We start from the raw sequence: 13,751 nt of genomic DNA on the forward strand, positions 1-13,751 counted from the left end.
GAAGATACTTGGCCAACAGCCCGAGTCTCGCAAAACCCGGTCGTAGCACGGCGAAGTTCGGCGATCTGCGCCGGCGAGCAATGTTCTTGCTCCTGGCGCTGCTCGTCTACCGCATCGGCGCGCATATCCCGGTTCCGGGCATCGATCCGGATCAACTGGCGAAGCTGTTCCAGAGCCAGGCAGGCGGCATCCTGGGCATGTTCAACATGTTCTCGGGTGGTGCATTGTCCCGCTTCACGATCTTCGCGCTGGGGATCATGCCGTACATCTCCGCGTCGATCATCATGCAGTTGCTGGCGATTGTCTCGCCGCAGCTCGAGGCGCTGAAGAAGGAAGGGCAGGCAGGGCAACGGAAGATCACGCAGTACACGCGGATCTTCACCGTGGTTCTGGCGACGTTCCAGGCTTTCGGCATCGCGGCTGCGCTGGAAAATCAGCCGGGCCTCGTGATCGATCCGGGCATGCTGTTCCGTCTCACGACGGTCGTCACGCTGGTGACCGGCACGATGTTCCTGATGTGGCTTGGCGAGCAGATCACCGAGCGCGGTCTGGGCAACGGTATTTCGATCATCATCTTCGGCGGGATCGCAGCTGGGTTCCCGAATGCCGTGGGTGGCCTGTTCGAACTGGTGCGCACGGGTTCGATGAGCATCATCTCGGCGATCATCATCGTCGTGTTGATTGCCGCGGTGACTTACCTGGTCGTGTTCATCGAACGCGGTCAGCGCAAGATCCTCGTGAACTACGCGAAGCGCCAGGTAGGCAACAAGATTTACGGCGGGCAGTCGTCGCACCTGCCGCTGAAGTTGAACATGTCGGGCGTGATTCCGCCGATCTTCGCATCGTCGATCATCCTGTTCCCGGCAACCATCCTGAGCTGGTTCAGTTCGGGCGAGCGCAAGAGCTGGCTTTCCGACACGCTGCATAATGTGGCGGAAGCGCTGAAGCCGGGTCAGCCGGTGTACGTGCTGCTGTACACGCTGGCGATCGTGTTTTTCTGCTTCTTCTACACCGCACTGGTGTTCAACAGCAGGGAAACGGCGGACAACCTGAAGAAAAGCGGCGCGTTTGTTCCGGGCATCCGTCCGGGCGACCAAACCGCACGATATATCGACCGCATTCTCACGCGTCTGACGCTGGCTGGTGCGATCTACATCGTCTTCGTGTGTCTGCTGCCGGAATTTCTGGTGCTGCGCTGGAATGTGCCGTTTTATTTTGGTGGAACGTCGCTGCTGATCATTGTCGTCGTCACGATGGACTTCATGGCGCAGGTGCAGTCGTACGTTATGTCGCAACAGTATGAGTCACTGCTCAAGAAAGCCAATTTCAAGGGCGGCGGCAACATCCCAATGCGTTGAAAAGCTTATGGCCAAAGACGATGTAATCCAGATGCAGGGTGAAGTGGTTGAAAACCTTCCGAATGCTACCTTCCGCGTGAAGCTGGAAAACGGCCATGTCGTATTGGGGCATATCTCGGGCAAGATGCGGATGCACTACATCCGCATCCTTCCGGGCGACAAGGTGACGGTTGAATTGACGCCTTACGATCTGTCGCGTGCGCGGATCGTGTTCCGGGCGAAGTGATTTGTAAAAAGGGTAATATCATGAAAGTGATGGCATCGGTTAAGCGCATTTGCCGCAATTGCAAGATCATCAAGCGCAAAGGCGTTGTTCGCGTGATCTGCAGCTCGGACCCGCGCCATAAACAGCGTCAAGGCTGATTGCGCTTGTTTGCGCTTTTTGTTTGAGGAAAAACAATGGCTCGTATCGCAGGGGTTAACATCCCGAATCACCAGCATACCGAGATCGGCCTGACGGCGATTTTCGGTGTCGGCCGCACGCGCGCTCGCAGCATCTGCGTCGCAGCAGGCGTCGAATTCTCGAAGAAGGTCAAGGACCTGAACGACGCAGACCTCGAAAAGCTGCGTGAAGAAGTGGGCAAGTTCATCGTCGAAGGCGATCTGCGCCGTGAAGTGACGATGAACATCAAGCGCCTGATGGACCTCGGTTGCTACCGTGGCGTCCGCCATCGCAAGGGTCTGCCGATGCGTGGCCAGCGTACGCGTACGAACGCGCGCACCCGTAAGGGTCCGCGTCGCGCCGCGCAATCGCTGAAGAAATAAGCTGACAGTTACAGGAAAACGTCATGGCTAAGGCTTCCAATAACGCGGCTCAACGCGTTCGCAAGAAGGTTAAGAAGAACGTTGCGGAAGGTGTGGTTCACGTCCACGCTTCGTTCAACAACACGATCATCACGATCACCGATCGTCAAGGCAATGCCTTGGCGTGGGCGACGTCGGGCGGCCAGGGCTTCAAGGGCTCGCGCAAGTCGACCCCCTTCGCAGCGCAGGTTGCCGCCGAGTCGGCAGGCCGTGTCGCGATGGAATACGGCGTGAAGAATCTCGAAGTGCGTATCAAGGGCCCGGGCCCGGGTCGTGAGTCGGCAGTGCGTGCACTGCATGGCCTCGGCATCAAGATCACGGCGATTTCCGACGTGACCCCGATCCCGCACAACGGCTGCCGTCCGCCGAAGCGCCGCCGCATCTAAGGATGCCTGGTGCAGCCTGTCGTCGCCTCAGGCGGCTACGGGCAACGTAGTTGATTGCTATTGATTGACTAAGTCCACCGTTCGGCCCAAAGGGCACGAACTAGCGCGGTTGTCGCAACCGCGTGACGATAGATAGAGGAAACACAAAGTGGCACGTTATACCGGCCCTAAGGCCAAGCTGTCCCGCCGCGAAGGCACCGACCTGTTCCTGAAGAGCGCACGCCGCTCGCTCGCCGACAAGTGCAAGCTTGACAGCAAGCCGGGTCAACACGGCCGCACCTCGGGTGCGCGTACGTCCGACTACGGCACGCAGCTGCGTGAAAAGCAGAAGGTCAAGCGCATCTACGGCGTGCTGGAGCGCCAGTTCCGCCGTTACTTCGCCGACGCCGATCGTCGCAAGGGCAACACGGGTGAAAACCTGCTGCAACTGCTCGAGTCGCGTCTGGACAACGTCGTGTACCGCATGGGCTTCGGCTCGACCCGCGCAGAAGCGCGCCAGCTCGTGAGCCACAAGGCCATCACGGTGAACGGCGTCGTGTCGAACATTCCGTCGCTGCAAGTCAAGGCTGGCGACGTCATCTCGATCCGCGAAAAGTCGAAGAAGCAAGCGCGTATCGTCGAAGCGCTGTCGCTGGCAGAGCAAGGCGGCATGCCGAGCTGGGTCGCGGTCGACGCGAAGAAGTTCGAAGGCACGTTCAAGCAAGTGCCGGAACGCGCTGAAATTGCAGGCGATATCAACGAAAGCCTGATCGTCGAATTGTATTCGCGTTAATCCGATTGATAGCCGAGGTACCCTGCTTGCGAAGCGCCGGCAGGGCCTCGGTTCTTCATTTTCAGGTGTTACCGGTCAGCCTTATCGGTGTAACGAGCCGAGGGTATTGAAAAGGAAAACCTATGCAAACCAGTTTGTTGAAACCCAAGATCATCGCCGTGGAATCGCTGGGCGAGAACCATGCGCGTGTGGTGATGGAGCCGTTCGAACGCGGCTATGGCCATACCTTGGGCAATGCGCTTCGTCGCGTGCTGCTGTCGTCGATGATCGGCTATGCGCCGACCGAGGTGACGATCGCCGGCGTGGTGCACGAGTATTCGACGCTTGATGGTGTGCAAGAGGATGTCGTCAACCTGCTGCTGAACCTGAAGGGCGTGGTGTTCAAGCTGCACAACCGCGACGAAGTCACGGTGACGCTGCGCAAGGATGGCGAAGGTATCGTGACGGCCGGCGACATCGAACTCGCGCATGATTGCGAGATCATCAACCCGGAACACGTGATCGCTCACCTGACGAAGGGCGGCAAGCTCGACGTTCAGATCAAGATCGAGAAGGGCCGCGGCTACGTGCCGGGCAATGTCCGTCGCTACGGCGAGGAATCCGCGAAGATCATCGGCCGCATCGTGCTGGACGCATCGTTCTCGCCGGTTCGCCGCGTCAGCTACTCGGTCGAAAGCGCCCGTGTCGAACAGCGTACCGACCTCGACAAGCTCGTGATGAACATCGAAACGAGCGGCGTGATCACCCCGGAAGAAGCGATCCGCCAGTCGGCCCGCATCCTGGTCGATCAGTTGTCGGTGTTTGCGGCGCTGGAAGGCACGGAAACGGCTGCAGAAGCACCGTCGCGTGCTCCGCAGATCGATCCGATCCTGCTGCGTCCGGTGGACGATCTCGAACTGACGGTGCGTTCCGCGAACTGCCTGAAGGCCGAGAACATCTATTACATCGGCGACCTGATCCAGCGCACGGAAAACGAGCTGCTGAAGACGCCGAACCTGGGCCGCAAGTCGCTGAACGAGATCAAGGAAGTGCTCGCTTCGCGTGGCCTGACGCTCGGCATGAAGCTCGAAAACTGGCCGCCGGCTGGTCTCGACAAGTAATCGCACGACAGTCATAGCGTCGTCATCTGGTCAAGGCGCGGATTTTCCTTTAGAATCCGCGTCTTGTCTTTTTTCTACCGGCCCGTGCGCCCCTGAGGCGCGATAGAAGAGCTGGATCAAAACTTCGAAACAAGGAAAGTAAAATGCGTCACCGTCATGGTCTGCGGAAACTGAACCGCACGAGCAGCCACCGTCTGGCAATGCTCCGTAACATGTCCAACTCGCTGATCGAGCACGAAGTCATCAAGACGACGCTGCCGAAGGCCAAGGAACTCCGCAAGGTTGTCGAGCCCCTCATCACGCTGGGCAAGAAGCCGTCGCTGGCAAACCGTCGTCTTGCGTTCAACCGCCTGCGCGATCGTGACTCGGTCACGAAGCTGTTCGACGTGCTGGGCCCGCGCTTCGCGAACCGCCCGGGCGGCTACCTGCGTATCCTGAAGTTCGGCTTCCGCGTTGGCGATAACGCGCCGATGGCACTGGTCGAACTGCTCGACCGTCCGGAAGTTTCGGAAGAGAACGTGCAGGAAGCGGAATAAGCTTTACCCGCTGTCCAGAAAAAGCCAGGCCGATGCCTGGCTTTTTTGTTGCCCGGCGCTTTGTAAGCCGCGCCGGGCGCGCAGCACGCAATGCCGGGGCCTGCGTTAGGATATGGCGTTTTGCGAATGCCGCAGGAGACGTCGATGGTGATCGTTCTGATGATGACGACCGTGCCCGATGAGGCGACGGCCCGCTCGCTCGCCGACGGCGCGCTGGGCGGCCGGCTCGCGGCGTGCGTGTCGGAACTCGGCACGATCCGCTCGAGTTACCACTGGCAGGGCAAGATCGAATCCGCGGAGGAGATCCAGTTGTTGTTCAAGACGAGCGCCCAGCGCGCGCTCGAGCTCGAACGCTTCATCGCGTCCCATCACCCGTACGAGACGCCCGAAATCGTCTCGTGGCAGGCCACCGCATCCGACGCCTACGGCGCTTGGGTGGCCGCCGAAACTCAACGCCTGTTCCATGTCTGATCGTCCATTGAAGGCTGCCGGCTGGCGGTTTCTGCTCGCCGGGTTTGTTCTGTTTGCCGCGCTGTTCGGCCTGTCGTCGGCCGCGCGCGCCGATGCCGATTTCCTCGATCCGTCGGTTGCGTTCCGCTTCGGTTCGAGCGAGGCGCCGGGGCAGGTCGATCTGCATTTCAAGATCGCGGACGGCTACTACATGTACCGCGAGCGCTTCGTGTTCGCCGTGAAGAGCGGCAACGCGACGCTCGGCGACGCGCAGATGCCGGCCGGGCACGTGAAGTACGACGAGACGTTCGCCAAGAACGTCGAGACCTATCGCGGCGACCTGGTCATCCATCTGCCGGTGACGAAGGCGTCGGGACCGTTCGACCTGTCGGTGACGTCGCAGGGATGTGCCGATGGCGGCATTTGCTACCCGCCCGCCGAGCATGTCGTGCACGTCGACGGTGCGGCGCTGACGGCGGCGGCATCGCCCGCCCCGGCCGCGCCATCGACGGCCGCGCAATCTTCCGCGGTGCCGCCCTCGTCGGCGCCTGCGGCCGCATCGGCGCCGGTTAGCGCGGCGCCCGCCGTTGCAACCGACGGCAGTTGGTACGAACGCGTGACAAGCGCCGACTACGCGCAGTCGCTGCTGGAAGGCCACGGCTTCGTGACGATCGTCGCGCTGTTCTTCGTCGCCGGCATGGTGCTGAGCCTGTTGCCCTGCTCCTACCCGATGATCCCGATCCTTTCCGCGATCATCATCGGCGAGGGCACGCAGGCCACGCGCACGCGCAGCTTCCTGCTGTCGCTGACCTACGTGGTCGGGATGGCGCTGGTCTATACGGTGCTCGGGATTGCCGCGGCGCTGGTCGGACAGAGCCTTGGCGCCTGGCTGCAGAACCCGTGGATGCTCGGCGCGTTCGGCCTGCTGCTGACCGTGTTCGCGTTGACGCTGATCGGCGGCATCGACATCTCGCTGCCGCAGCGCTGGCAGGATGGCGCCGCGCAAGCGTCGAGCCGCCGCTCGGGCGGCCGCTTCCTGGCCGTGGCGACGATGGGGGCGCTGTCGGCGCTGGTGGTGGGCGCATGCATGACGGCGCCGCTGTTCGCCGTGCTCGCATTCATCGCGCATACCGGCAACGCGTTGCTCGGCGGCGCCGCGCTGTTCGCGATGGGGCTCGGCCTCGGCGTGCCGCTGTTGATCATCGGCTTGGGTGCCGGCACGCTGCTGCCGCGCGCGGGCGCCTGGATGGACGGCGTGAAGGTGTTCTTCGGCGTGGTGCTGCTCGCGGCCGCGCTCTGGATCGTCTGGCCGGTGCTCGGCGCGTCGCTGCAGATCGGCCTGGCCGCGCTCTGGCTGCTGATCGCCGCCGCGGCCACCGGCTTGTTCACGCCGGCCGCCGGCGGCACGTCGATCTGGCGTCGCCTCGGCCGCGGCGTGGGCGCGGCGTTCGCGATCTGGGCGGCGTTGCTGCTGGTGGGTCTGGCCGCCGGTTCGACCGATCCGCTGCGTCCGTTGTCGGTGTTTGCATCGCGAGGCGGTGCAGCCGGTGCGCCAGGCGCGGCGGCAGCGGCCGCGCACGAAGGCCCGGTGTTCGCGCCGGTACGCTCCAGCGCGGAACTGGATCAGGTGATCAAGACCGCCGGCCGCCCCGTGATGCTCGATTTCTATGCCGACTGGTGCGTGTCGTGCAAGGAGATGGAGCATCTCACCTTCACCGATCCGCGCGTGCAGGCGCGTCTGGCGCAACTGCAACTGGTGCGCGCCGACGTCACGGCGAACAACGCCGACGATCAGGCGCTGCTGAAGCGTTTCGGCCTGTTCGGGCCGCCGGGCATCATCGTGTTCGGCGCCGACGGACACGAACTGGGGCGCGTGGTCGGCTATCAGGCGGCCGATCGCTTCTTGCGCAGCCTCGATCGCGCGGGCGCGCCGGCGGCCTGAGCGTCAAGGTTCGCTCCAGAACATCCGCATAAAAAAACGGCGAAGCGTGTCGAGCGCTTCGCCGTTTTTGCATTCCGCAGCGCGCCGTCCGGCACGCGGGGCTTACTTCTGGTCGCGCAGCAACCGCGCCGCGTCGAGCGCGAAGTAGGTCAGCACGCCGTCCGCGCCGGCCCGCTTGAACGCGAGCAGCGATTCGAGCACCACCTTGTCGTGATCGAGCCAGCCATTCTGCGCGGCCGCCTTCAGCATCGCGTACTCGCCGCTGACCTGATAGACGTAGGTCGGGAAGCGGAACTCGTCCTTCACGCGGCGCACGATGTCGAGGTAGGGCATGCCCGGCTTCACCATCACCATGTCCGCGCCTTCCTCGATGTCGAGCCGGACTTCGCGCAGGGCCTCGTCGGAGTTCGACGGATCCATCTGGTACGTCATCTTGTTGCTCTTGCCGAGGTTCGAGGCCGAGCCGACCGCATCGCGGAACGGGCCGTAGAACGCCGACGCGAACTTGGCCGAGTAGGCCATGATGCGCGTGTGGATGTGGCCGTCGCTTTCGAGCATTTCGCGGATCGAGCCGATCCGGCCGTCCATCATGTCCGACGGCGCGACGATGTCGACGCCGGCTTCGGCCTGCGCGCGCGCCTGCTCGATCAGGATCTCGATCGTCTCGTCGTTGATCACGTAGCCGTTCTCGTCGAGCACGCCGTCCTGGCCGTGGCTCGTGTACGGATCGAGCGCGACGTCGGTCAGCACGCCGAGATCGGGGAAATGCTGCTTGAGCTCGCGCACGGCGCGCGGGATCAGGCCGGCCGGGTTGGTCGCCTCGCGGCCGTCGGGCGTCTTCAGCGACGGCTCGATGGCCGGAAACAGGGACAGCACGGGCACGCCGAGCGCGACGCACTGTTCGGCCACGCCCATCAGCAGATCGACCGACACGCGCTCGACGCCGGGCATCGACGGCACCGCCTGGCGCACGTTGGTGCCTTCGACGACGAAGACGGGCAGGATCAGATCGTTGGTGGTGAGGATGTTTTCGCGCATCAGGCGACGCGAGAAATCGTCGCGGCGCATTCTGCGCGGGCGGTGCAAGGGATGGAGGCTCATGACGGAATCGCTGGAATCAGTCTGAAGGATGGCTTACGGCAGCCTTCGGTGAAATTTCGAGACAATGGTATATGATAGCGATCGAGTTCCGCGCCAAGCGCGGCGCTCCCCGCTTCTCCTCCCTGAGCGGGTGCCTGTCGTAGTTCGATTAGGCTGTTTGACCCGCCGTTTCACGGCGGGTTTTTTTATGCGCTAACCGACGGCAAGCCCCCGTTCGGGGCCGCGCCTGCTCGGCGCGGAGCGGTCATTCTGCTACAGCTGCGTCATTTTCGCCGGCGACCGACGGACGCAGCCAGCCTTCGATCTGCGTGTGCGCGTCGTCGAGCCCCACGCGCTTGAGCGCCGAAAACAGTTGGCAGGTCAGCTCGCCTTCATAGCCGGCTTCGCGATAAGCCTTCAACTCGTTTTGCGTGCCGCGCAACGCCAGGATGCTTTCCTGGCGAGTCAATTTGTCGCATTTCGTCAGCAGCGTGTGGATCGGCTTGCCGGTCGGCGCGAACCACTCGATCATGCGGCGGTCCAGATCGGTCAGCGGCCGGCGCGAATCCATCATCAGGATCATGCCGCGCAATTGGGATCGGGTCTTCAAATAGGCGGACAGCAGGGCTTCCCAGTGCGCCTTGGCCGCATTGGGGACTTCCGCGTAGCCGTAGCCCGGCAGGTCGACCAGGTTCGCGACCGGTTCGGCTTCGGGGCCGACCGAGAAATAGTTGATGTGCTGCGTGCGGCCGGGCGTTTTCGACGCGAAGGCAAGCCGCTTCTGATTGCACAGGATATTGATCGCCGTCGATTTGCCCGCGTTGGATCGGCCGGCGAACGCGATTTCCGGGATCACCGTGGGCGGCAGGTCGCGCAGATGATTGACGGTCGTATAGAAACGGGCTTGATGGAGCAGGAAGGCCATGAGAGCGGACGGAGCGAGGGTGCGCGGGGCGCGCGTGAAGGCGGGATGCCCCGCAATGATCCGCTCGGTTGGATACGCGGAAATCCGCGCAATAACCCTGATAGCCGGAACGGGGCTTTGAATACCATATTGTACAATACGGCGGTTTTCGCGAAGCCCTGCGGGCGGGTTGCAGGGGCTTTGTGCTGTAGACTGGCTACCGTCGTTTGCAAAACTCGAATTCCCACAAGACGAAACAGGGTGTGCGAATGAATCGACTGTGCAAGTCTCTGATCACGCTTCAGGTTGCGGCAGGGTTCACGGGTTTCGCGACACTGGCGCATGCGGCGGATCCGGCCAAGCCGGATCTCGAGCGGGGCAAGGCGATCGCCACGGCGGTTTGCGCATCGTGCCACGGTGCGGACGGCAACAGCGCGACGGCGGCGTTTCCCAAGCTGGCCGGCCAGCATCCCGAATATCTGCTCAAGCAACTGCACGATTTCAAGACGCAGCCGGGCGCGAAGGCGCCGGCGCGCAGCAGTGCCGTGATGGCCGGTTTTGCCGGCGCGCTGAGCGAGGCGGATGCGCGCAACGTGGCCGCCTATTACGGGGCGCAAACGGCGAAGCCGGGCGTCGCGCGCAGCGCGGCCACGGTCGCGCTGGGGCAGAAGATCTACCGTGGCGGGATCGCCGAGAAGGGCGTGCCGGCGTGTGCCAGCTGTCACGGCCCGACCGGGCAGGGCATCCCGGTGCAGTATCCGCGCCTGTCGGGGCAGTGGGCCGATTACACGGTCGCGCAGCTCACGGCGTTCCAGCAGGGCGCACGCAACAACAACGAGCCGATGCATCAGATCGCATCGCGCCTGTCGGACAGCGAAGTGAAGGCAGTGGCCGATTACGTGGCCGGCCTGCACTGAGCGCGCCGGGCAACGAATGAACCGCCTGTCATCGCGGGTGACGGGCGCAAGAACGAAAAGAAAGGGTGGGGCGCTTGCCGGCAGGTATGCGCCTTGCCCTTTTTTGTTGTCAGTCGGAGTGTGAATGAGCGTTACCACGTCGGGAATCGAGACGAAAACGCGCCGCGGCGCGCTGAACACCGCGATCGAGCTGATCAGTTCGATGCGCTTCGCGATCGCGCTGCTCGTCGTATTGGCGATCGCGAGCATCATCGGCACCGTCCTCACGCAGGACGATCCCTACCCGAACTACGTGAACCAGTTCGGCCCGTTCTGGGCCGACATCTTCCGCGCGATCGGCCTGTACACGGTCTACAGCGCCTGGTGGTTCATGCTGATCCTGCTGTTCCTGGTGGTGTCGCTGTCGCTGTGCGTGTTCCGCAACGGCCCGAAGATGCTGGCCGACGTCCGCAGCTGGAAGGACAAGGTGCGCGAAGGCAGCCTGCGCGCGTTCCACCACAAGGCCGAATACACGGTCGAGGGCGATCGGGCCGGCGTGGCGGCGGCGCTGTCGGCGTTCGTGGCGAAGGGCGGCTACAAGCACGTCGTGCGCGAATCGGACGGCGCGACGCTGATCGCGGCCAAGCGCGGCGCGATGACCAAGTACGGCTACATCTCGGCCCACCTCGCGATCGTCGTGATCTGCATCGGCGGCCTGCTCGACAGCAACCTGCCGATCCACTTCCAGATGTGGCTGTTCGGCAAGTCGCCCGTCAACACCAGCGCCGCGATCAGCGAGATCGGGCCGGAACACCGGCTGTCGGCGTCGAACCCCACGTTCCGCGGTTATGCCTGGGTGCCCGAGGGGCAGTACGTGTCCACCGCGATCCTGAACCAGCCGAGCGGCTCGCTGATCCAGGATCTGCCGTTCTCGATCCAGCTCGACAAGTTCATCGTCGATTACTACTCGACCGGCATGCCGAAGCTGTTCGCGAGCGACATCGTCGTGATCGACCGCGCCACCGGCAAGCGGATCCCGGCGCGCGTCGAGGTCAACAAGCCGTTCACGTACAAGGGCGTGTCGATCTACCAGTCGAGCTTCCAGGACGGCGGCTCGCAGATGCAGATGACGGCGTTCCCGATGACGGGCGCGAGCGACAAGACATTCCCGGTGAACGGCGTGATCGGCAACGCCGCGCCGCTCGCCGGCCACGACGGCGACACGATCGAATTCGCCGATTTTCGCGCGATCAACGTCGAGAACATCACCGATGCGAGCGGCAAGACCGACGTGCGCGGCGTGGGCGCATCGCATTCGCTGAAGGAAGCGTTCGACGAGCGGCTCGGCTCGGGCGCGAAAACCTCGAACCCGGTGAACCTGCACAACGTCGGCCCGTCGGTCCAGTACAAGGTGCGCGGCAAGGACGGCCAGGCGCGCGAGTTCAACAACTACATGCTGCCGGTCGAGGTGGGCGGCGACCGGATGTTCCTGGCCGGCATGCGCCTGAGCCCGAACGATCCGTTCCGCTATCTGCGGATTCCGGCCGATGCCGACGATTCGATCGCCGAATGGATGCGGATTCGCGCCGCGCTGGAGGATCCGGCCGTGCGCACCGAGGCTGCCGCGCGCTTCGCGCAGGCGTCGCTGCCGAACGCCGACGCCGGCCTGCGCACGCGGCTCGACGACAGCGCATTGCGTGTCCTGACCCTGTTCGCCGGCGCCGACGCGAGCGCGGGCCATCAGCCGGACGGCGCGCCGATGGGCGGCTTCCAGGCGGTGGCCGGCTTCATCGATCAATCGGTGCCGAAGGCCGAGCAGGAGAAGGCGGCCGGGCTGCTGCTGCGCATGCTGGAAGGCGCGATGTGGCAGGTCTGGGCGGTCGCGCGCGAACATGCGGGGCTGCAACCGGTCGCGCAATCGGCCGATACGGCCCGTTTCGTGCAGAACGCCATCAATGCGCTGTCGGACAGCTTTCTGTACGGTGCGCCCGTGTATTTGCGGCTCGATTCATATAAGCAGGTGCAAGCTTCGGTATTCCAGTTGACACGCGCGCCTGGTAAAAATCTGGTGTATCTTGGCAGCCTGCTGCTGGTGTTCGGCATCTTCTCGATGTTCTACGTGCGCGAACGCCGGCTCTGGTTCTGGCTCAAGGATACGCAGGCGGGCGTGGGTGTCGTGATGGCGATGTCCACGGCTCGCAGGACCTTCGATTTCGAGAAGGAGTTCGCGCAGACGCGCGATGCGGCAGGCGCGGTGCTCGGCGCCGAGCCGCAAGCGGCAGCCCCGGCCGCGCGCGACGCCGATCTCCCCGACTCCCCACGGTAACGTCATGGCTCTCACCCAGGCTTCTTCGTCCCCCACGCCGCGCGGCCGCGCCGATGCGTCGGCCCTGCCGCTGTTCGACGATCGCCCGTTCTGGCGCCGCCTGTCGCTGGTCGACTGGCTGTTCGCGCTGGCGATGGTCGCCGGTGCCGGTTTCGCCCTGGTGCACTATCAGGCGCACATGGATTACTACGATCAGGCCGTGATGACGGGCGCGACCGTCGCGCTGGTCGGGCTGGGCTGGCGCTGGAAGCCGGCACGGCTGCTGATGGCGCTGATCGCCTGCACCTCGCTGCTGTCGCTGCAGATCTATCACGGCGATCTGTCGCGCGCCGATTCGGCGTTCTTCCTCAAGTATTTCCTGTCGAGCCAGTCGGCGATCCTCTGGATGAGCGCGCTGTTCGTGTTCGCCACGGTGTTCTACTGGATCGGCCTGCTGAGCCGTTCGCCCACGGGCGCGGCGATCGGCCAGAAGATGACCTGGGCCGCCGTGCTGATGGGCTTCACGGGCCTGATGGTGCGTTGGTACGAGTCCTACCTGATCGGCGCGGACGTCGGCCATATCCCGGTGTCGAACCTCTACGAAGTGTTCGTGCTGTTCAGCCTGATCACGGCGCTGCTGTATCTGTATTACGAGGGCCATTACGGCACGCGCGCGCTCGGCGCGTTCGTGCTGCTCGTGATCAGCGCGGCCGTCGGCTTCCTGATGTGGTACTCGATCGCGCGCGATGCGCAGCAGATCCAGCCGCTCGTGCCCGCGCTGCAAAGCTGGTGGATGAAGATCCACGTGCCGGCGAACTTCATCGGCTACGGCAGTTTCGCGCTGTCGGCGATGGTCAGCGTGGCCTACCTGCTGAAGGATCGCGGCGTGCTGGCCGATCGCCTGCCCACGCTCGAGGTGCTCGACGACGTGATGTACAAGTCGATCGCGGTGGGCTTCGCGTTCTTCACGATCGCCACCATCCTCGGCGCGCTGTGGGCCGCCGAAGCCTGGGGCGGCTACTGGAGCTGGGATCCGAAGGAAACCTGGGCGCTGATCGTCTGGCTCAACTACGCGGCTTGGCTGCACATGCGTCTGATGAAGGGGCTGCGCGGCACCGTGGCGGCCTGGTGGGCGCTGACGGGTCTGCTCGTCACGACGTTCGCCTTCCTCGGCGTGAACATGTTCCTGTCGGGGCTGCACAGCTACGGCAAGCTGTA

Annotated in this window: 15 protein-coding genes; 13 read left to right on the plus strand and 2 right to left on the minus strand. The window is 63.7% G+C overall.

The window, feature by feature from the left end:
* The first annotated feature begins 8 nt into the window (after positions 1 to 8).
* The 10 genes from secY (at position 9) to dsbD (ending at position 7,348) form a co-directional block, all read left to right on the plus strand.
* Positions 9 to 1,358: a preprotein translocase subunit SecY gene (gene secY / locus G3N92_RS02035; RefSeq protein WP_206125768.1), complete on the plus strand. Its 1,350-nt coding sequence runs from the start codon at positions 9 to 11 to the stop codon at positions 1,356 to 1,358.
* A gap of 7 nt (positions 1,359 to 1,365) precedes the next feature.
* The gene (infA, locus tag G3N92_RS02040; RefSeq protein WP_012734373.1) at positions 1,366 to 1,584 is read left to right on the plus strand and encodes a translation initiation factor IF-1; all 219 of its coding nucleotides are present in this window, start codon (positions 1,366 to 1,368) and stop codon (positions 1,582 to 1,584) included.
* 20 nt (positions 1,585 to 1,604) lie between these two features.
* On the plus strand, positions 1,605 to 1,721 hold the full coding sequence (gene rpmJ / locus G3N92_RS02045) for a 50S ribosomal protein L36 (protein WP_004199844.1): 117 nt from the start codon (positions 1,605 to 1,607) through the stop codon (positions 1,719 to 1,721).
* 36 nt (positions 1,722 to 1,757) lie between these two features.
* Positions 1,758 to 2,123 (plus strand): 30S ribosomal protein S13, encoded by a 366-nt coding sequence (gene rpsM, locus G3N92_RS02050; protein ID WP_206125769.1) that lies wholly within the window; start codon positions 1,758 to 1,760, stop codon positions 2,121 to 2,123.
* Positions 2,124 to 2,146: 23 nt separating this feature from the next.
* Positions 2,147 to 2,548: a 30S ribosomal protein S11 gene (gene rpsK, locus G3N92_RS02055; protein ID WP_012734376.1), complete on the plus strand. Its 402-nt coding sequence runs from the start codon at positions 2,147 to 2,149 to the stop codon at positions 2,546 to 2,548.
* Positions 2,549 to 2,696: 148 nt separating this feature from the next.
* A complete protein-coding gene (rpsD, locus tag G3N92_RS02060; protein ID WP_206125770.1) occupies positions 2,697 to 3,320 on the plus strand; it encodes a 30S ribosomal protein S4 in 624 nt (207 codons plus the stop codon).
* A 122-nt stretch (positions 3,321 to 3,442) separates the two neighbouring features.
* Positions 3,443 to 4,420 (plus strand): DNA-directed RNA polymerase subunit alpha, encoded by a 978-nt coding sequence (gene rpoA / locus G3N92_RS02065; protein ID WP_206125771.1) that lies wholly within the window; start codon positions 3,443 to 3,445, stop codon positions 4,418 to 4,420.
* A 143-nt stretch (positions 4,421 to 4,563) separates the two neighbouring features.
* On the plus strand, positions 4,564 to 4,956 hold the full coding sequence (rplQ, locus tag G3N92_RS02070; protein ID WP_013696385.1) for a 50S ribosomal protein L17: 393 nt from the start codon (positions 4,564 to 4,566) through the stop codon (positions 4,954 to 4,956).
* 144 nt (positions 4,957 to 5,100) lie between these two features.
* Positions 5,101 to 5,427 carry a divalent-cation tolerance protein CutA gene (gene cutA, locus G3N92_RS02075; protein WP_206125772.1) on the plus strand — a complete coding sequence of 109 codons (327 nt, stop codon included), beginning with the start codon at positions 5,101 to 5,103 and terminating at the stop codon, positions 5,425 to 5,427.
* The gene (dsbD, locus tag G3N92_RS02080) at positions 5,420 to 7,348 is read left to right on the plus strand and encodes a protein-disulfide reductase DsbD (protein WP_206125773.1); all 1,929 of its coding nucleotides are present in this window, start codon (positions 5,420 to 5,422) and stop codon (positions 7,346 to 7,348) included. The genes cutA and dsbD overlap by 8 nt, the downstream gene beginning before the upstream one ends.
* Before the next feature lie 102 nt (positions 7,349 to 7,450).
* Here the strand turns inward: dsbD and hemB are convergent, their stop codons facing one another.
* Together hemB and yihA are read right to left on the minus strand one after the other, a co-directional pair.
* On the minus strand, positions 7,451 to 8,449 hold the full coding sequence (hemB, locus tag G3N92_RS02085) for a porphobilinogen synthase (RefSeq protein WP_206125774.1): 999 nt from the start codon (positions 8,447 to 8,449) through the stop codon (positions 7,451 to 7,453).
* A 244-nt stretch (positions 8,450 to 8,693) separates the two neighbouring features.
* Positions 8,694 to 9,353 (minus strand): ribosome biogenesis GTP-binding protein YihA/YsxC, encoded by a 660-nt coding sequence (yihA, locus tag G3N92_RS02090; protein WP_206125775.1) that lies wholly within the window; start codon positions 9,351 to 9,353, stop codon positions 8,694 to 8,696.
* Positions 9,354 to 9,601: 248 nt separating this feature from the next.
* Here yihA and G3N92_RS02095 point away from each other — a divergent pair, with 248 nt between their 5' ends.
* The 3 genes from G3N92_RS02095 to ccsB form a co-directional block, all read left to right on the plus strand.
* Positions 9,602 to 10,249, plus strand: coding sequence for a c-type cytochrome (locus tag G3N92_RS02095; protein ID WP_206125776.1), 648 nt, complete (start codon positions 9,602 to 9,604; stop codon positions 10,247 to 10,249).
* A 124-nt stretch (positions 10,250 to 10,373) separates the two neighbouring features.
* On the plus strand, positions 10,374 to 12,554 hold the full coding sequence (locus tag G3N92_RS02100; RefSeq protein ID WP_206125777.1) for a cytochrome c biogenesis protein ResB: 2,181 nt from the start codon (positions 10,374 to 10,376) through the stop codon (positions 12,552 to 12,554).
* 4 nt (positions 12,555 to 12,558) lie between these two features.
* Positions 12,559 to 13,751, plus strand: a 1,193-nt coding sequence (gene ccsB / locus G3N92_RS02105; protein WP_206125778.1) for a c-type cytochrome biogenesis protein CcsB, incomplete at its 3' end; no start/stop codon positions are given.

The organism is Burkholderia sp. Ac-20379, from assembly GCF_017104645.1.
Lineage (GTDB): Bacteria > Pseudomonadota > Gammaproteobacteria > Burkholderiales > Burkholderiaceae > Burkholderia.

Bases quoted from the DNA above. Each gene is read 5' to 3' on its own strand.
- infA (WP_012734373.1), top strand. From the start codon at position 1,366: ATGGCCAAAGACGATGTAATCCAGATGCAGGGTGAAGTGGTTGAAAAC.
- rpmJ (WP_004199844.1), top strand. From the start codon at position 1,605: ATGAAAGTGATGGCATCGGTTAAGCGCATTTGCCGCAATTGCAAGATC.
- rpsM (WP_206125769.1), top strand. From the start codon at position 1,758: ATGGCTCGTATCGCAGGGGTTAACATCCCGAATCACCAGCATACCGAG.
- rpsK (WP_012734376.1), top strand. From the start codon at position 2,147: ATGGCTAAGGCTTCCAATAACGCGGCTCAACGCGTTCGCAAGAAGGTT.
- rpoA (WP_206125771.1), top strand. From the start codon at position 3,443: ATGCAAACCAGTTTGTTGAAACCCAAGATCATCGCCGTGGAATCGCTG.
- rplQ (WP_013696385.1), top strand. From the start codon at position 4,564: ATGCGTCACCGTCATGGTCTGCGGAAACTGAACCGCACGAGCAGCCAC.
- cutA (WP_206125772.1), top strand. From the start codon at position 5,101: ATGGTGATCGTTCTGATGATGACGACCGTGCCCGATGAGGCGACGGCC.
- dsbD (WP_206125773.1), top strand. From the start codon at position 5,420: ATGTCTGATCGTCCATTGAAGGCTGCCGGCTGGCGGTTTCTGCTCGCC.
- hemB (WP_206125774.1), bottom strand. From the start codon at position 8,449: ATGAGCCTCCATCCCTTGCACCGCCCGCGCAGAATGCGCCGCGACGAT.
- yihA (WP_206125775.1), bottom strand. From the start codon at position 9,353: ATGGCCTTCCTGCTCCATCAAGCCCGTTTCTATACGACCGTCAATCAT.
- G3N92_RS02095 (WP_206125776.1), top strand. From the start codon at position 9,602: ATGAATCGACTGTGCAAGTCTCTGATCACGCTTCAGGTTGCGGCAGGG.
- G3N92_RS02100 (WP_206125777.1), top strand. From the start codon at position 10,374: ATGAGCGTTACCACGTCGGGAATCGAGACGAAAACGCGCCGCGGCGCG.